A 17,714-nucleotide genomic window follows, 5' to 3' on the forward strand; every position below is an offset into this window, starting at 1 on the left:
CTGCGTCGCCTTCACAAACGCCTGTTCGTACTGCTGGAGTTTTTGATGATAGCTTTCAATCTGTGTTGTGATTTGCGCTTCCATTGGTGCAACATCTACATCCGTCAGTCCCAAGCGCTGCTGCTGTTGGCGTAAATCATTCCGGGTTGCCTCACTCAGGGGATATTCCTGCTGCGTCGCAGTCAAAAACAGCCGTTGGTAGTCCTGGAGTTTTTGGTGATATGCCTCTACCTCAGCCGTAATCTGAGATTCTATCGCGGCAATATCTGCATTCACAAGCTCTAATTGCTGCTGGGTTTGCCGTAAGCGATCGCGGCTTGCTGCACTCAAGGGAAACTCCTGTCGCAGTGCTGTTGTAAACGCTTGCTGATATGTTTGCAAGTTTTGCTGATGTGTCTTAAACCGTGCAGTCAGTAGTGCCTCAATCGGCATCGTGTCCTCATTCCGCAGTCCCAAAATTTGCTGGAGATTTTGCAGATCGTGGCGATCGCTATCGGTAATCGTCTCGTCTCGTTCCAGTAACTCGGTAAACACCTGCTGATACTGCTGGAGTTTTTCGCGGAACTGGTTGCGGTACGGTTCCAACACCTGATCTTCGATCGCCTTCGCCTCAGTTGTCTCCAATCCTAAGCGAGTCCTCTGATAATCCAATGTGCGACGACCAACAAGGGAAATTTCACCTCGATGAATAAATCGCGCTACCTCTTTACGGTATTGCTGTCTGGGATCACCCGGAGCCACCTTTGTCAGTCGGATTTTAAAGCCTTCTCGAATTGCATAGATTTCCGGCTTCATCGCAGGTTGAAGTTCTCGCACCTTCTGACTGGCATATTCATGGAGTTCATCGACGGAGATAAACTCATCCTGATCGCGATCGGCTTCTCCCGACTTGATACCTTCAAGCAAAAAACGAGTGTAAATCGATAAATCTTCCCCTTCCTCCTCAAAGGAATATTGAGTCGAACTAGAAGAAGTTAATACGGCTCGTCCTTCACTGCCTAACTGCTGCCGGATGTCAACTGTGCCGTCATCTTTGGCATACATCCCCTCAGCAAAGGCGCCACTAAAGCAGCTATCCAGGATTACCACCTGCCGCCGGGAGCGGCTTTCGCTCATGCGATCCTGGATAAAATTGGCAGACACCGACGTTGAGCGAATCAATTCACCCTGCGGCGTTTTACTGGTGTTGCGAGTCGCCAGATACAGCCTACCGCGATCGTCTTTAATGCCGTGTCCCGAAAAGTACAGTAGCAGCAAATCATCCTTGTGCCGACCGGAGAACAGCATTTCGATCGCCATTTCCACAGCTTGTCGTTCAGGATTTTTTAGCAGGAGAATATCTGAGGCAGCAAACTCGCCCATCTCTGGATGCAGCAGCACCTCACACACTGCTTCCACATCTCTAACTGCACTGGGCAACGGATTCAGCCCTGGCTCATACTCGCTGACCCCAATCAGCAATGCGACCTTTGCCATTTAACTCACCTATGCTGCAATCAAATCCAATGCGGCTTTAATCTCTATCTTGTCCCCTTTATACCAAGTTTTAGAATATCACGTATATCAATTGGATGAGTTTTGTTTAAATTTTTACAGCAAAACTTAATCAGGGGTAAGCGTAGCCCATCGTAGACATCGCAAAATGGAAGGATGAAACTTTACCTATTTATGTGAGAAAAATCCAGGAAGTTAGTATATCATTATCCAACCACGACTTACTATATATTTTTCGCATCGATAATTTTCCCTCTTAGCTGTTATGACTCTTTGCCCTGATTCTACCCTTAGCTTGGTTTCTCCCAGCATTAGCAATTGCCGACAAGTCGCCCCTTTAAAATTGGGAATTATGGCTTCTGGGAATGGCAGCAATTTTGATGTAGTTGCCCAAGCTATCCAAGATGGACAGCTAAATGCCCAAATTAAAGTTTTAATTTATAATAACCCCTCGGCGAAAGCAGCCGTCAAAGCAGCCAATAGGGGCGTAGAATCTGTTTTATTGAATCACCGCAACTATAAAAGCCGAGAAGAGTTTGATGAGAAAATTGTGCAGACATTGCGGCACTACGATGTAGATTGGGTGATTATGGCAGGCTGGATGCGACTGGTAACATCAGTTTTAATTGATGCCTTTCCTGAGACGATTATTAATATCCATCCTAGTTTGTTACCTAGTTTCAAAGGAATCCATGCTGTAGAACAAGCCTTGGCATCTGGGGTAAAAATCACTGGTTGTACAGCCCATATCGCTTGTTTAGAAATGGACAGTGGCCCAATATTGATCCAAGCCGCAGTACCAGTACTGCCGGATGATACAGCAGAAACACTCCACGCCCGGATTCAAATTCAGGAACATCGAATTTTACCACTAGCGATCGCTCTAGCAGCTTGTCGTTGTGAAGTACCCCAACTTGCTACTTAAACCAAAACTCTTTTAAAACCTCGTTTCTAGCCTGTGGTTGGAAATGCACCTCATTACGGCTCTGCCGCGAGTCAGGGAGGCGGCAGCCCTCCTATAGGCATTAAGAGTCAGAGACTCTTAACCAGACAATTTATTTTTTAATTGCCGACAATTGGGACATTTTCCAGAAATAGCTAGAAATCCAATTGGTAATAATGTGAGCGACAATCGGCACTAATAAGTTGCCCGTGATCAGGGCACTATATGCGAATATCATGCCGACAATTGTTGCCCAAATCACATAAGGCCATTGTTGGGAACCGCTAAAATGCAAGATGCCAAAGCAAAGACTGGATACAATTACAGCTGTATAATCAGAGCCTAAAGCTGGCAGCATCACACCTCTAAATAATAATTCTTCACTCAACCCCGGTAGCAACCCTAGCCAAATTAAATCTGGTAAAGCTAAAGGTTTCACTACCACTTCTAGGTAATAATCTGCACTTTTTCGATAGCCAGTCCAAAGGCGATAAGTTAAACCACTTAAGGTAGTGATGACAAATCCCAACCCTATACCCAACAGCAACTCTCTTTGGTTCAAGTTCCAAGAAAATAGGGAAAAGTTGCCAAAGTGCAATGACACTTTGGCGACTATCAACAAAATGATTGCAGTTACTCCCATCGCCCCAAGTACTTGGATGCGCGTCATTGATGGAATTTCTGGCTCTTGCTTGTATTGTTCAACCACGGGTTTTTAAGGGGAGTGGGGAGTGGGGAGTGGGGGAGAATGATGTTTAGCTGTAATTCAGGGAATTATAGCGGTACTAGTTTGTATGCAATAGACTCTGAGGCTTTGAATCTTACTCTACTCCCCAACGCTAGTAGGGAAGGGGCTGTTCTTGTTAGGTCTGTATTGGACTCAACACAAAAGCACTATAATATGAATTCTAACTTTTAACTCCTGCCTCCTAACTCCAAAATCCAAACTCCTGTACAGACGCGATTAATCGCATCTCTCCAAACTCTTGTACAGACGCGATTCATCGCGTCTCTCCAAACTCCAAACTTCTAACTACTGACTGCAAAGGTAATAATTTGGAACCCAGAGCTCCGGGATTAATGCCTGCTTTGTGTGCTACTAATACACCCACTGCTTCTAAATATGAGTTTACCTGTATAGCTTTCATCCCTAACGGTTGGGGAGGAACTTTTATCAGAGTTTTATTTTCTTCTACTGTAATTATTTGGCATCGTCTTTGGCTTAAACTTAGTAAGGCGCTGCTACCACAAGCAGTTGCAGGTGCGATCGCAGCATCTACTTGATCTGCCCAAATATCTTGTTGCTCTGATGCAATCAGTCTTTTCTCTACTATAAATTGTGGAGCATAACTTAATCCGACAAGGACGCACGGCAAAAAGGTATAGCCCAATTCTTCGGCGGCGGAACGCGGAGATAAATCAGGTTGTGGAGGTTCGCTCAAAAGGGCAGGAGAATGGGCGCAAGGAATTTGAAAGTTTCGCACTAGCAAATGACTAATTACGGCTTCAGCACCCGCTAAAGGATCAACGCCTTCACCGTGGCGATATTTTTGTATTGCTTCTTCATCTATATCATCTGGGAAACGGGCAACAACTGCGATCGCTTCAGCCCCCGCTTTTTTAATTAATATCTCAGCTGCCCTTAACAAACTATCGGGATTACCAATTGTTCCCCAACTAGCTCCCGATGCTGTAGTCCGCAATTCTACATTTAATGGTGCATCTGTAATTATATAATCTGTTAGAGTCAATCCCAGCGTTGCTCTGACTGCATCTGCGGCTTGTATATGTCGTAGTCGCAACTCTGGCTCAATCGCCTGATCTAAAAGCAAACCTACTTTATTCGTGCGAACTGGACGTAAACCCCAGCATCCAGAGGCGAATTTGTCAAGCCCGTAACCTTCAACATAGAAAGCATTTGGGAGATTCCAATATAAAGAAGCGCCATTAAGGACATTGGGGTGAGTAATTAGGCGATCGCAAACCTGTGCTATAACTTTGGCAACAGGTAAAGCATCACCTGCATAACCCCCAATGGCAGCCCCAACGCCAGTTGGTACAATTAAAATAGCAGTGTATGGACGCATATTAAGTGCTGAGTTAGGAGTTAGGAGTTAGGAGTTATGAGTTATAAATCAGAAGCCATCAAATACTAACTCATCCTGTGTGCAACTTTATTTCTCTCGAACCTAACCCCCAACCCCTTCCCTACAAGGGAACGGGAGTAAAATCAAAACCTCTCTCCCCGTGGCCTACGGTGTAGACACAAGTCATCGAATTACCCAAAACAAAAACCTCAAAGAGTCCTGACAGCCATCCCTCCCCTCCCTCTCCTTACTAAGGAGAGGGACAGGTTTTGCGTAGCAGAACCAGGGTGAGGTTTCTTTGGGCTATTCGATAAACCGTAAATTGCGTCAAAAGAGACTTGTGTGTACACGGTAGCCCTGTGGGGGAGAGGTTTAGAAGCGGGGTGACAATAAGTCGCACATCGCCTTAACTCCCAACTCCCAACTCCCGACTCCTAACTCTTAGCTGTAGTTACCACAGCTTCAACTGTAGCTTTTTGTTGGTCAACGTCCACAGAAGTAATTGCCCAACGAAGGGGTTCCCCTTGTTTGTTCAACTCTGTTTCAATTGCTTTTAGTAATTCTGCGGGAGTTTCTTGTAAATCAATTTCTGCGGTAATAAAATGAGTCGTCATCTCTGTAAATCCTGTTGACTTGTAGTTTCTAGAATAACTGATATCAGTTGCTAGGAAATACTAATATTATTTATCAGGTTTGGAACTTTTCACCGAACAGTTATTCAGTTATGAATAATCATCCGATATACTGATATAGCGTTTCCTAATCATATTAGATACATCATAGTCCCCTCCTCGCTTGCGGGGAGGGGGTTGGGGGTGGGGTTCTTGTAGCTCACTCAACCGATAACCGCTATAACTGTTCGCTGATTATTAGTCTTTACCAAATTGTAGCTGATAAACTATGTCTTCCTTTTCTGTCTTAATTTTCAAATCAGAAAGGGGTTTAGCAATACAAAGCAATACGTAACCTTGCTTTTGCAAATCAGGACTAACGCCCATACCATCAGTTTGATCCACAGTTCCCTCGCTTATTTGACCGGCGCAAGTTGTGCAAACACCTGCATTACAAGAACTCGGCAGTTCCAAACCAGCAGCATCGGCAACTGATAAGATCGTTTCATCTTCAGGAACTTGCAAGGTATGAGTTTTGCCTTGGTGATCAATTTCTACGGTGTAAATTTTGGGCATATACAAAACAAGCGTGATGCAACGGACAAACTTATTAGTTTATCTGAATTAGTTAAAAATATCCAGATGTTACTATAAAATTTTAGGTTAAAGAGCGGTAACTATAGCAACTAATTCTGAATAAGTTATAAATTAGTAACATTGTTTACTATACAATGCACAACTAAATTAGTTAAATTTGCTTACTATAAATATGCGCGTAGGCGTAGCCCGCCGTAGGCATCGCGTTTCTTTAGAGACTGTATCTGTAAGTCTGCCTTTTGGCATTGGTTCGATGGCTTGGAAAGTTGACACCACACAAAAGAAGGCGGCTTGGTCGCTTTATGTGGAATTGGTGACGCGCATTGCTGTACAACCATTGGAAGTTGACCAGGGTTTGGTACGAGAAGCGATGAACTCTCTTTATAGTTTATTTGGTACAACCCGCGAAGTTCTCAAAGCCGCCAGGCCTGAGTACGAGACATGAAAACCTATAGCATTATTGCACTAAATATACAATAATTGATTAGCAATTTCGTCTGCGGTTAAAGTATCAATAAGAATAGCAACCCTTTCGGCAATTTCATAAGAACTTCTGCGTTTAGCAATCAAAATACCTGCATGAGGTTGACTATTAACTAGATAGTTTGTGTGTAATTCCTCAAAATCAAGTCGGTTATGGGTTAAAATACAATGCCCAATGGATACAGCAAAAGCTAGTTGTGTTTGATCTGCTTCTCCTAACATTTGCTGTTCTCGTACTGTCGTTGCATCAAAACCTCTTGCTAAGAGTAAAGTAGCTACAAGAACATCCACGTCTTCATCAATATAAACTTGAGCAAAAATCGTCATTTTTGATTTAATCTAGCTTTAATAGCTGGATGGACTAATTCATCAGAGACATGATTCCGCTCGATATATTCATTAATTTCTGCTTGATTATCTAAGTAAAAACTCAAAGCATCAAAGACTTGCGCTAAGGTTAAATGAGGTAAGTGTAGCGGGATTTCTTCTGGTCTAATACCTAAACGCCAATTTTCAACAATTGCTCTCACAGGGGTTCTAGTTCCCTTAATAATCGGTTCACCTGATAAAATATCAGGCTGTCGGTTAACATAGCGAGAGTTTGTAGTAGTTGTCATACTATTGATATTTTTGGCAGTATCTCTGTTAATGTATCACAGACTGGATTGAATGCGATCGCTATTATTCAATAATAAAAAAACTTGAATTATGGCTTTACTATTACTGCCAAATGTAACCCTAAAGTATCCAACAAAGAATTTAGACTATAAAACTCAATTTCGCCTTTATCTGATAACACCTGATCAAGTTTATTGTAGAGTTCCTTGACTTGTGCAGAAAGCCGATCAATTCCATCATGCGCTTCTATGACATTTTTCAGCGCCTTGCTCAACATTTTCGGATCGCCTTCTTCTAAAACAACTTCAATGTAAGCAGCTGCTTCTAGTGGATTTTTTAAGTCTTTAATCAGTTTTTCATGATAACTTGTATTTTTAGGCATCATCTCTACTCTTGTAGTCTTTCCAATCTTCTTTTGCTTTAGGAATATGCTTTTACTCGGTCAAGCCTAGCTCTAATTTTAGCTTTTGCTCTAATATCGCGCAAAGAGTCAAACCACTCAGAGAAAGGATTTACACCATTAACGCTTAAATAACTTCTGATCTCCTTTGGTGAAACTTCCATATTGCAATCTTTTCAAACCCTGCGATCGCCAACATATATCAGGATGTTGGGTTACGCAAAGCCTCCACCCAACTTACAATTTTTTTGCAACTTCTATATTGCAATCTTTTCCAACTCTGCGATCGCTGTAAATCAACAATATACACTATGTAGCGATGATTGCACTCACCAACAAACTTTGGTCATTAATGTTACAATATTGACTCTTAAGTAAGTGGGTCAAATTAAATATAAAACCTTACTCTGCCTCCGGCTTCCCTCTCCGAACTCACGGAGAGGGATTGAGGGTGAGGTTTTATCTTATATTTAATTGTGCCTTCCTACTTAAGGTTACAACATTAAGCCTTAATAGGAAGGGGAAATGTGCAGTCACAAGCGATTATCGAGTTGCAAGCGTTACCATTAGATTATCCATACCAGAAAGCAACTCTCGAATTAGTTTACAACTTGCGCGAAAACTTGAGAGTAAACCAAGAATTAGAAGCAGATGATAGGGAGTTAATTATGCGATTAGAACCACTTTATCAAAGAGACAGAGAACAAGCCAAAGAAGAGGGAAGGCAAGAAGGAAGGCAAGACTTAATAGTACGTCTACTCAATCGCCGTATTGGTGATACTGACGCATCATTAATTGAGCAAGTTCAAGTTTTATCAATTGAACAATTAGAGAATTTAGGAGAAGCATTGCTAGACTTTTCTAGCGTTGCTGATTTAGAAACTTGGTTAAACCAACAATCAATATAATTCATTATTACTAGACCTAGCGACTAGAAGTCGCGGCTATACAGACTTGTGTTGAGCATCTCGACTTACTTCGACTACGCTCAGTACAAGTCGCTCGATGGAGCCGGAGTCGAAATACAAAACCCACCTTTCCTGCGGAACGCTAAGGGCAAAGGTGGGTTAAGAATCCTTGATTTCCTCTTAGTCCAGGTCGGTGGACTTTGTATTTCGACTCCGCTCAACACAAGTTTGTGTAATAGCGAATTCTATTCGCCTCATACTTTTCAAACTTTCAGTATAAAAAAAACTTGCTAATAACCGATTACCAGTAAGGCTTTCAGTAATAAAAGTAAGTTAAACTTTTATAGCCAAGTATTGCCTAAAAATATTTCATAATTAAAGGGAGAAAATCCCAATGGAGAACATAAAAATGCTGGAATCATATCGTAAACACGTTGCCCAAAGAGCAGCACTCGGTATTCCCCCTTTACCATTGGATGCGAAGCAAACCTCAGAATTATGTGAATTACTGAAACATCCGCCAAAGGGTCAAGAAGAGATATTATTACATCTATTGAGCGATCGCGTTTCTCCTGGTGTTGATCCAGCAGCTTATGTCAAAGCTGGATTTCTCACTGCCATTGCTAAAAAGGAAATCATCAGTCCCTTGGTTTCGCGCATAGAAGCGGTGCAATTGTTAGGGACGATGATAGGCGGTTACAACGTACAATCTTTAATCGATTTGCTGCAATGGCCTACGGTATCCCTCTCAGACTCATCGGAAACACCTCTAGTAATGGGCGGACAAGGAAAGGAACCTATCGCCGCCTACGCCGCCAACGCCTTAAGCAAAATCCTCTTGGTATACGACGCTTTCCACGATGTTTTAGAGTTGTCTAAAACCAATCCTTTCGCCAAGCGGGTGATTGACTCTTGGGCGGAAGCTGAATGGTTTACCCTTCGTCCCACAGTAAGAGAAGCGATTACTGTCACCGTTTTTAAAGTTCCTGGCGAAACCAATACCGACGATTTATCCCCCGCCCAAAGCGCCACAACTCGCCCAGATATTCCCTTACACGCCTTAGTGATGTTAGAGTCACGGCAACCGGAAAGCTTGGCAACCATTGCCGAACTGAAGAAAAAAGGGCATCCTGTAGCTTACGTGGGGGATGTAGTTGGTACAGGTTCCTCGCGTAAATCTGCCATAAACTCAGTATTGTGGCATACAGGAAATAATATACCTTTTGTGCCAAACAAACGCGCTGGGGGTTATGTTTTAGGTGGTGCGATCGCGCCTATCTTCTTTAACACAGCAGAAGATGCCGGTGCTTTGCCTATCCAGTGCGATGTCAGCAAACTCGAAACTGGTATGGTAATTACCATCCATCCCTACAAAGGCGAAATCACAAACGAAGCAGGCGAAGTCATTTCCACCTTTGCCCTCAAACCTGACACCATCTTCGATGAAGTTCGCGCCGGTGGACGCATCTCCCTACTTATCGGACGTACCCTCACCGACAAAACTCGTCTTGCACTAGGTTTAGAACCCAGCACAGTTTTTACCCGTCCCCAGCAAGCCTTTGATACAGGCAAAGGCTACACCCTGGCACAGAAAATGGTAGGTAAAGCTTGCGGATTACCTGGTGTGCGTCCCAACACATCCTGCGAACCCATCATCACAACCGTTGGTTCCCAGGATACCACAGGCCCCATGACCCGCGACGAATTGAAAGAACTCGCCTGTCTTGGTTTCAGTGCAGACTTAGTGATACAAAGTTTCTGCCACACAGCAGCTTATCCCAAACCAGTTGACATCAAAACCCATCACGATCTCCCCGACTTCTTTGCTTCTCGTGGCGGTGTCGCCCTCCGTCCCGGTGATGGTATCATCCACTCTTGGTTAAACCGGATGCTGTTACCCGACACCGTGGGAACTGGCGGCGACTCTCACACCCGCTTCCCCTTAGGTATTTCCTTCCCCGCTGGTTCGGGATTAGTGGCATTTGCAGCCGCTTTGGGTGTCATGCCTTTAGATATGCCAGAGTCAGTATTAGTAAGATTTAAAGGTGAATTGCAACCAGGTATTACGCTGCGGGATGTCGTGAATGCCATTCCCTACGTGGCAATTCAAAAAGGTTTGCTGACAGCAGAGAAGCAGAACAAGAAAAATGTCTTCTCCGGGCGAATTCTGGAAATAGAAGGTTTACCAGATTTAAAAGTGGAACAAGCCTTTGAACTCACCGATGCTAGCGCGGAACGTTCTTGTGCTGGATGCACAATTAAGCTGAGTGTAGAGACAATTTCCGAATATCTGCGTTCTAACGTCGCGCTGCTGAAAAATATGATAGCACGAGGCTATCATGATCCGCGTACCATGTTGCGCCGTGTGGGAAAGATGGAAGAATGGTTAGCAAATCCCGTGTTATTAGAAGGCGATGCTGATGCAGAGTATGCCGAAATAATTGAAATTGATTTGAACGAAATCAAAGAACCAATTGTTGCTGCTCCCAACGACCCAGATAATGTTAAATTATTATCGCAAGTTGCTAATGATCCAGTGCAAGAAGTATTCGTCGGTTCTTGTATGACAAATATCGGTCATTATCGGGCAACAGCGAAAGTTTTGGAAGGCGCGGGTGAAGTGAAAACTCGCCTGTGGATTTCACCACCAACCCGGATGGATGAACACCAACTTAAAGAAGAAGGTGTATACAGTATTTTTGGGGCTGCGGGTGCTAGAACAGAAATACCAGGATGTAGTTTGTGCATGGGTAATCAGGCGCGAGTTGCTGATGGCACAACAGTGTTTTCTACCTCTACCCGCAACTTCAATAATCGCATGGGTAAAGATGCGCGAGTGTATCTTGGTTCAGCAGAATTAGCCGCAGTTTGTGCGCTGCTGGGACGGCTTCCCACAGTTCAGGAATATTTGGATATTGTGGCGAGTAGAATTCATCCTTTTGCAGAAGATTTGTATCAGTATTTGAACTTTGATCAAATCCTCGGTTTTGAGGATGAAGGGCGCATGATTTCTAAGGAGGAGCAAGCTTTGTTAGTATAGTTTAATTAGGTGGGTGTTATGCCCACCTAATATTTAGCGTTTTTTTAAATAATAATTAATTTTATCATGACTAACATTTTCTAAGTCCTCTGCTAGATTAGTCATTGTATAGTTAATTTGACTGCTAAGTAAATATTGACAATAATTAAGTTTAGTAAATCTCATTGCTAACTGATTTTTTCATGCACACATGACTTATTGTCTCATAAAATTAATATCCTGAATTTACACAATTTCTTACTGTTAATAATAGAGTAGGAGCTAATGAAAGATATCTTCTGCGAAACAATACATGTGTATGACAATGAGTGCGATCGCCCTGTGCTAGTTGCGTAAGTCCTGAATTTAACGAAATTATAGCACCCTTTATACTAAGTTACAGCGACGTTGCAACGCTTGCTTGAGTAAAACTTGATATTCTTTGTCCCCAACCCGATAAGCACCAAATCTTTCCAAATGGGGATTCATCATTTGGCCATCAAAAAACACAAATTCCCTCTGGCGCAATCTTTCCACCAACTTTACCATCGCCACCTTCGAGCCTTCAGGGATGCGGTAAAACATTGACTCGCCAATAAAAGCGCCACCAATGACAATCCCTAAAATTCCCCCAGCTAATTCGTCACCCTGCCAAGTTTCAAAACTATAGGCATAACCCTTCTGATAAAGTAGCGAATAAATCTCTCGTAATTCCGGTGAAATCCAGGTTGTCTCTCTGTTAGCACACCCAGCCACCACAGCTTGAAAGTCCCGATTAATCGCCACAGTAAACCGCTCTTGATTGATAACACGCTGCAAAGACCTGGGGTAGTGAAACCGTTCATCCAAAGGAATGAAAGTCCGATCGCGACTTCCGTACCAACTCAGGCGATCGCGCTCATCAGCCATGAGAAAATAGCCTTGTGCATAGCCCTCAACAATAGCGGCGATATTATATTGCATAAATAAATATAAAAAAACAACTAGAGAAACGCAATTTGATGCTATCAATCATTCTCTGCGTTCCTCTACGCTTCCCTCGGTGTCCCTCTGCGTTTAAAAAAAAATGACTCAACCAATTCCACCCATCACCCTACCACCCCCTGAAAATCCGCAACTCGAAGGTGAATGGTTACGAGAACGTTTACAACATTGGCTAGATACCGAATTTATCCCCGAAGCAGTCAATCAAAATATTGCCCAACGAGCCGCACAGATTTTTGTGCGTCAACGCATGGAAGGAGAAAACGACCTTGGCTGTCTGGTAATTGCGATTGTCACAGAGATGCAGTCGTATGATTTTTCCAATAGCTTCTATGGAGAGTTTGCGATCGCCAACGCCGTCAGCGATCTACTCTTAGAAAGTCTGGGAATTGATCAGTGTTGTGGTCAATAATTTTTGTCATTTGTCATTTGTCCTTTGTCATTTGTTCTTTACCAATGACTAATGACTAATGACTAATGACTCTTGTTTACCAACTAGACTTAACAACTCCAGGCAAAAGACCTTCATGCGCCCATTCTCGTAGCACGTTCCGAGACAGTCCAAAATCGCGGTAAACACCTCTAGAACGACCAGTCAACCAGCAACGGTTGCGGTGGCGGGTGGGCGCACTATTCCGGGGTAGCTGTTGAATCTTCCGGTGGATTTCCAGCTTATCCAGAGGAGATGGTGCACTTCTGAACTCTTCTAAGAGAGCTTCCCGCTTGTCAGCATACTTTTCTATCAATCTGGTGCGCTTTTTCTCGCGCTCAATCAAGCTCTTTTTTGCCATACATTTTTTAACTTATTTAAAGACAGCATTCTCTATTCTACAGCCTCCCCACCAATTCTAGGGTTACTCGTGTCGCTTACCCTACAACCACTGGCTGATTCGCCGCCGGGCATAAATCAGCAAGCTCACAAGCGATACACACCGGAGAGCGGGCTCTACAAATAGCACGACCGTGATAAATCAGCCGAATTGACCAATTTTCCCAATCAGGCTGCGGCAATAAACCCATTAAATCTTGCTCAATCCGAACGGGGTCTTTTGCTTCAGTTAAACCCAAACGTAGGCACAGGCGCTTGACGTGAGTATCTACCGTCACTCCCACATGAATGCCATAAGCATGAGCCAGGACTACATTTGCTGTTTTCCGCGCCACACCTGGAAGTTTTAACAACTGTTCCATTTCGTTGGGGACAACAGAGTTAAACTCAGTGACAATCATCCTACAGGCGGCTTGAATGTTCTTGGCTTTGTTGCGATAAAACCCAGTTGAATGTACCAAGTTTTCTAATTCTACCAAGTCAGCGATCGCTAAACTCGCAGCATCAGGAAACCTACCAAATAATTCTGGTGTCACCTTATTTACCCGCTCATCAGTACACTGAGCCGAGAGAATAGTTGCCACCAACAATTGTACTGGTGTTGAGTAATTCAAAGAGCAAGTAGCATCTGGATAAAGACGCTTCAGACGAGCTAAAATTTCTAGCGATCGCTTCTTTAAAGGTAAAACTTTCTTTTCCCGACTCCCCATTCCTTAGTACAGACGCGATTAATCGCGTCTCTCCCACTCCCTATCTTCACTGAAACAATCTTTGCACCCATTCCAATTGGCTAGTTAATTGGGTGGTTTCTTTGACTATCAGAAAAATTCCTAACCCTAAGAGTAACACCAAACCGGTTTGCATTACACCTTCTTGAATACGGGCAGGCACAGGCTTACCGCGCAAACCTTCAATCAGCAGAAAAGCGAGTTGTCCGCCATCCAAAGCCGGTAAAGGCAAAATGTTGATAATCGCCAAGTTAATGCTGATAATTGCGGCAAAAGACAACAGGTTTACGATATTATCAGCAGCTAATTTTGCCCCGATTTTGACAATATTAACTGGCCCAGAAACTTGTCCAACAGTTTGTTGAAAATTGGTAATCAACTGCCCAAAACCAGCGAGTGTCCCAACAAATAATTGTTGAAACCTATTAGCAGCAATGCCGAAAATTTCCAAAGGACTATTAGGACGGCGATAAACTGCTATCGCATTTGGACTGAGTGCCACACCAACTACACCTTTGCCATCGGCTCCCAGCTTTGGTGTTAATTTCAGGGTTTTTTGTTGGTTTTCACGCTGAATTTTCACTTCGATTTGCTGATTAGGATGAGTTTGAATCTCTTTTGTCAGCAAAGGAGTTGACTTATCAGAAGCCGGGAGTTCCTGACCGTTCACAGCCAGAATAATATCTCCTTCCCGAATTCCGGCTTGGTAGGCGACAGATTCTTGATTAACAGGCTGTACAACGACACCAGCTTGATAGTTTAATTCCTTGGGAATGCCGACAATACCCAATTGCAGAGCCAACACCAAGTAAGCAAATATTAAATTTGCGAGCACTCCGGCACTGATGACGATCGCCCGGTCTAAAATTGGACGGTTACGTAGCAGATTCGGGTCATTGGGTGGAATATCGCTATCGGGGTCATCATCGGGAAAGCCCACGAAGCCGCCCAAGGGAAAAGCGCGGACAGCATATTCGGTTTGTGAACCTTGGTACTTAAAAAGAACTGGGCCAAAACCCAAAGAAAAACGGTTAACCAGAATGCCTTGAGAACGGGCTGCAACAAAATGTCCCAACTCGTGTACCAAAATCAAAACAGCCAAGACTGCGATCGCTGCTAAAACTGACATAGAGTAAATTAGTGAAGATATTAAGCTATAGTTATCTCCATTCTAATTGGGCATGGGGCATTGGGCATTGGGCATGGGGCATTGGGCATAGTTCGATTTTTCGTATCTGGTTCTAACATCTAAAGCTAGTAGTGGCGTGACAAGGCTAAATTGTTGCAAAAAAATTGTAGGTTGGGTGGAGGCTTTGCGTAACCCAACATCCTGATATGTATGTGTTGGGTTGCGCTCCGCTCCACCCAACCTACCTACTACCTATATCTATCTAATGCACTATTAGCTTGCCAGGCCAGTAGAGTGCGTTAGCGACAGCGTAACGCACCATTTTGTCCACATACTCCAAATGTAAGTTTTGGTCAGATTGGTTTTTCTGCTAAAACAACAATGATAGTATTACCCACACAACATAAGAGGCGATTGGGAGCCAAAACAGCAAATCAACAATATAACGGTATTGGAATTGTATCGTTGGCTTTAAAATACGTTCTGGTAAGACTGGTTGCGAAATTTGCGGTACAACTGGTGACTTTTGAACTCTTTGTAAATTTTGCAGCGATGAAAAACCTAACGTTTCTCCCTGTTCAAAATAAGGTTGCAGCGCTTCTGGTATCCTCACCGTCCCATCAGGTTGTTGATAATTCTCCAAAATTGCTGCCATTGTCCGTCCCACCGCCAAACCCGAACCATTTAGAGTATGTACAAACTGGGTACCTTTCTTCCCCGCCTCTTTGAAGCGAATATCAGCCCGTCGCGCCTGGAAATCTATAGTATTAGAACAGCTAGAAATTTCGCGGTATTTGCCAGAAGAGGGCAACCAAACCTCTAAATCATAAGTTTTGGTAGAAGCAAATCCCAAATCTCCACTACTTAAATTTACGACTCGGTAAGGCAACTGCAACGCCTGTAAAATTGCTTCTGCATTCCCCACCAATTTTTCCAGTTCATCAAAAGACGTACTGGGTTCGACAAACTTCACCATTTCCACCTTGTTAAATTGATGCAGGCGAATTAATCCCCGCATATCGCGCCCATAGCTACCAGCTTCGCGGCGAAAACAGGGAGTAAAAGCACAGTGGTAAATAGGCAAATCTTCTGCAGCGAGAATTTCACCCCGGTAGAGATTTGTAACTGGAACTTCCGCCGTAGGAATCAGCCACAAGTCATCATCAGCGCATTTAAAGCTTTCTTCAGCAAACTTGGGTAACTGACCGGTCGCCGTCAAAGACTCGGTATTAACTAACAACGGCGGACTAATTTCCACATACCCAGCTTGAGTATGGAGAGCCAGCATAAATTGAATTAATGCCCTCTCCAGTGCTGCACCAGCGCCTATCAATGCCACAAAGCGACTTTGGGCAACTTTTACAGCTCGCTCAACATTCAAAATACCTAGCTTTTCGCCAATTTCCCAGTGAGGGAGGATATTCTGATTTTGGGGAATATACTCATCACCCCAACGCCGCACTTCTACATTATCTTCCTCATTCTTACCAAGGGGTGTAGAGTCGCTTGGTAAATTGGGAAGTGCCAACACAAGTTGGGCAATTTCAGCTTTCAGGTCTTTTTCCTGCGGTTCCAGTTGGCTTAACGTCGCTTTGAGAGAATTACCTTCATCCCGCAAAGCTTGAATTTCCGAGTCTTGAGGATTTATCCCAGATTTAATCTTTTGCCCGACAATTTTACCGATTTCGTTGCTACGAGCTTGGAGTTGACTACGCCTCCCCTCAAGTTCCCGTTGTTGCCGATCTAACTGTAATATCGGTTCGATGTCGTATTTACCACTACGACTGTCCAAGCGTTGTTGAACTAATTGCGGATTTTCCCGTATTTGCTTGATATCCAGCACAGATTTTTCTCAGTTTTTAGCCTACTATCTTCTTGTTAATACAGTTACTACACAAGCATCCAGCATATAGTAATTTTGGTTTGCTGTGACTGGAAAAACAAAGTTTTTTAGAAAAATCAGTCTTAACCTGTGATCAGAATCTTACCCTAGCATCACTGCCAGGGCTAGGAAAGCAGATAATGGGTATAAATAATTCGGGGTTGGTTGGGGAGCCACTGCGTTGGGCGGCTCTGCGGACTTAAAGCAAGTGGCGTTTGAGGGACGTAGCTTTCCTCCCGCAGGGTAACGTTAAGCTCGGTTAATGCGATTGAGTAGCCAAAGTGACGCCACAAGCCCGGCAAAGTGGGCTGAAACAGTGTTGGTGTTTGCCTGTACCACAAGCATATCTAGACCGCTAATAATCCGGGTTGGGTCAAACAATTGGGTCGTTATAGCTTGGGGAGATATGGATCTTGCTACCAGTGTCCCAACGATCGCTTGCGCCCCCAAAAGAGTCACCAGCGTTCCTCCTAAATTCACCCACAGCCCTAAGCGTAATACTTGCACACTCTCGCTTTTCCGAGGGCGATTGCTGGGATTCGAGGATTCCAGTTGCTTGCCAATTCTAGTGTAACGGTAAGCTAAATAAATCCCCCCACCCAAAATGACCAGTCCACAAATTGCTAAAAATACGCCAAAACCAGTCCCAGGATTATTACTAGGACTGCCAGTTCTTTGATTAAAGACGGCGAACAGCAGCACAATTATGCTAGAAACAACGCCTAGTACTAGCTGAATCCAGAAGCTAATCCAACCTGTAAGGCGAAAAGTTTGGGCAATCGCCCTAAGAGTTGAGGAAGATGGTCGGGCATCGGGAGTTTTTGACATACTGTGAACCAATGTGCTGGGCGCTTGATTAAGGGACGCGAGGACACGGAGACACGGAGAGTTGTTTCCCCTCGTCCCAGCGTCTTCTTTGATAAATTTACTATCACACTTGCCAAATCGGACAAGAGATTCTCAAGTCGAAAAAATCAGAAATGATTACTGCTTAGATGTGTC

17 protein-coding genes and 4 pseudogenes are annotated in these 17,714 nt (G+C 43.7%); 5 read left to right on the forward strand and 16 right to left on the reverse strand.

The features are described from left to right. On the reverse strand, positions 1-1,476 hold a 1,476-nt coding region (locus ACYTXL_RS30570), incomplete at its 3' end, for a caspase family protein (protein WP_461927901.1). A gap of 283 nt (positions 1,477-1,759) precedes the next feature. Here ACYTXL_RS30570 and purN point away from each other — a divergent pair. After that, on the forward strand, positions 1,760-2,419 hold the full coding sequence (gene purN, locus ACYTXL_RS30575) for a phosphoribosylglycinamide formyltransferase (protein ID WP_461927902.1): 660 nt from the start codon (positions 1,760-1,762) through the stop codon (positions 2,417-2,419). Positions 2,420-2,549: 130 nt separating this feature from the next. Here purN and ACYTXL_RS30580 read toward each other — a convergent pair whose 3' ends face one another. The 4 genes from ACYTXL_RS30580 to ACYTXL_RS30595 all read right to left on the reverse strand — a co-directional run bounded on the left by ACYTXL_RS30580 (position 2,550) and on the right by ACYTXL_RS30595 (position 5,711). Beyond that, positions 2,550-3,146, reverse strand: a complete 597-nt coding sequence (locus ACYTXL_RS30580) for a CPBP family intramembrane glutamic endopeptidase (protein ID WP_461927903.1) — start codon at positions 3,144-3,146, stop codon at positions 2,550-2,552. Between the two features lie 292 nt (positions 3,147-3,438). Next, a complete protein-coding gene (locus tag ACYTXL_RS30585; RefSeq protein WP_461927904.1) occupies positions 3,439-4,524 on the reverse strand; it encodes a DUF3326 domain-containing protein in 1,086 nt (361 codons plus the stop codon). 434 nt (positions 4,525-4,958) lie between these two features. Further along, positions 4,959-5,138, reverse strand: coding sequence for a hypothetical protein (locus ACYTXL_RS30590; RefSeq protein ID WP_461927905.1), 180 nt, complete (start codon positions 5,136-5,138; stop codon positions 4,959-4,961). A gap of 255 nt (positions 5,139-5,393) precedes the next feature. Then, positions 5,394-5,711 carry a 2Fe-2S iron-sulfur cluster-binding protein gene (locus ACYTXL_RS30595; protein ID WP_461927906.1) on the reverse strand — a complete coding sequence of 106 codons (318 nt, stop codon included), beginning with the start codon at positions 5,709-5,711 and terminating at the stop codon, positions 5,394-5,396. 274 nt (positions 5,712-5,985) lie between these two features. Between ACYTXL_RS30595 and ACYTXL_RS30600 the strand changes: the two are divergent. Beyond that, positions 5,986-6,165: pseudogene (locus ACYTXL_RS30600) on the forward strand (hypothetical protein); the annotation flags it as partial. 32 nt (positions 6,166-6,197) lie between these two features. On the opposite strand, the gene ACYTXL_RS30605 reads toward ACYTXL_RS30600, so the two are convergent. From ACYTXL_RS30605 to ACYTXL_RS30615, 3 genes are all read right to left on the reverse strand, one after another. Continuing rightward, positions 6,198-6,542 (reverse strand): DUF5615 family PIN-like protein, encoded by a 345-nt coding sequence (locus ACYTXL_RS30605; RefSeq protein ID WP_461927907.1) that lies wholly within the window; start codon positions 6,540-6,542, stop codon positions 6,198-6,200. After that, complete coding sequence (locus tag ACYTXL_RS30610) at positions 6,539-6,832, reverse strand: DUF433 domain-containing protein (RefSeq protein ID WP_461927908.1); 294 nt, start codon at positions 6,830-6,832, stop codon at positions 6,539-6,541. The genes ACYTXL_RS30605 and ACYTXL_RS30610 overlap by 4 nt, the downstream gene beginning before the upstream one ends. Positions 6,833-6,921: 89 nt before the next feature. Further along, the gene (locus tag ACYTXL_RS30615) at positions 6,922-7,215 is read right to left on the reverse strand and encodes a helix-turn-helix domain-containing transcriptional regulator (RefSeq protein ID WP_461927937.1); all 294 of its coding nucleotides are present in this window, start codon (positions 7,213-7,215) and stop codon (positions 6,922-6,924) included. Positions 7,216-7,742: 527 nt separating this feature from the next. Here ACYTXL_RS30615 and ACYTXL_RS30620 point away from each other — a divergent pair. Both ACYTXL_RS30620 and acnB read left to right on the forward strand, forming a co-directional pair. Next, positions 7,743-8,141: pseudogene (locus tag ACYTXL_RS30620) on the forward strand (DUF4351 domain-containing protein); the annotation flags it as partial. A 409-nt stretch (positions 8,142-8,550) separates the two neighbouring features. Then, entirely contained in the window at positions 8,551-11,181 is a 2,631-nt protein-coding gene (gene acnB / locus ACYTXL_RS30625; RefSeq protein ID WP_461927938.1) for a bifunctional aconitate hydratase 2/2-methylisocitrate dehydratase, read from the forward strand. 39 nt (positions 11,182-11,220) lie between these two features. On the opposite strand, the pseudogene ACYTXL_RS30630 reads toward acnB, so the two are convergent. Together ACYTXL_RS30630 and aat are read right to left on the reverse strand one after the other, a co-directional pair. Then, positions 11,221-11,346 (reverse strand): annotated as a pseudogene (locus ACYTXL_RS30630) (IS701 family transposase); the annotation flags it as partial. Positions 11,347-11,547: 201 nt separating this feature from the next. Then, on the reverse strand, positions 11,548-12,123 hold the full coding sequence (gene aat, locus ACYTXL_RS30635; RefSeq protein ID WP_461927909.1) for a leucyl/phenylalanyl-tRNA--protein transferase: 576 nt from the start codon (positions 12,121-12,123) through the stop codon (positions 11,548-11,550). Between the two features lie 103 nt (positions 12,124-12,226). Between aat and ACYTXL_RS30640 the strand changes: the two genes are divergently transcribed. Further along, entirely contained in the window at positions 12,227-12,556 is a 330-nt protein-coding gene (locus tag ACYTXL_RS30640; protein ID WP_461927910.1) for a hypothetical protein, read from the forward strand. A 76-nt stretch (positions 12,557-12,632) separates the two neighbouring features. Here the strand turns inward: ACYTXL_RS30640 and rpsN are convergent, their stop codons facing one another. The 6 genes and pseudogenes from rpsN to ACYTXL_RS30670 all read right to left on the reverse strand — a co-directional run bounded on the left by rpsN (position 12,633) and on the right by ACYTXL_RS30670 (position 17,540). After that, positions 12,633-12,935: a 30S ribosomal protein S14 gene (gene rpsN, locus ACYTXL_RS30645; RefSeq protein ID WP_334867077.1), complete on the reverse strand. Its 303-nt coding sequence runs from the start codon at positions 12,933-12,935 to the stop codon at positions 12,633-12,635. 76 nt (positions 12,936-13,011) lie between these two features. Then, entirely contained in the window at positions 13,012-13,683 is a 672-nt protein-coding gene (gene nth / locus ACYTXL_RS30650) for an endonuclease III (RefSeq protein WP_461927911.1), read from the reverse strand. Between the two features lie 46 nt (positions 13,684-13,729). Next, positions 13,730-14,830, reverse strand: coding sequence for an RIP metalloprotease RseP (rseP, locus tag ACYTXL_RS30655; RefSeq protein ID WP_461927912.1), 1,101 nt, complete (start codon positions 14,828-14,830; stop codon positions 13,730-13,732). A gap of 42 nt (positions 14,831-14,872) precedes the next feature. After that, on the reverse strand, positions 14,873-15,070 hold the full coding sequence (locus ACYTXL_RS30660; RefSeq protein WP_461927913.1) for a hypothetical protein: 198 nt from the start codon (positions 15,068-15,070) through the stop codon (positions 14,873-14,875). Between the two features lie 343 nt (positions 15,071-15,413). Next, a pseudogene (serS, locus tag ACYTXL_RS30665) lies at positions 15,414-16,673 on the reverse strand (serine--tRNA ligase); the annotation flags it as partial. A 288-nt stretch (positions 16,674-16,961) separates the two neighbouring features. Continuing rightward, on the reverse strand, positions 16,962-17,540 hold the full coding sequence (locus ACYTXL_RS30670; protein WP_461927914.1) for a DUF3611 family protein: 579 nt from the start codon (positions 17,538-17,540) through the stop codon (positions 16,962-16,964). Positions 17,541-17,714 lie beyond the last annotated feature (174 nt).

The sequence above is a fragment of the Nostoc sp. genome, from assembly GCF_054880495.1.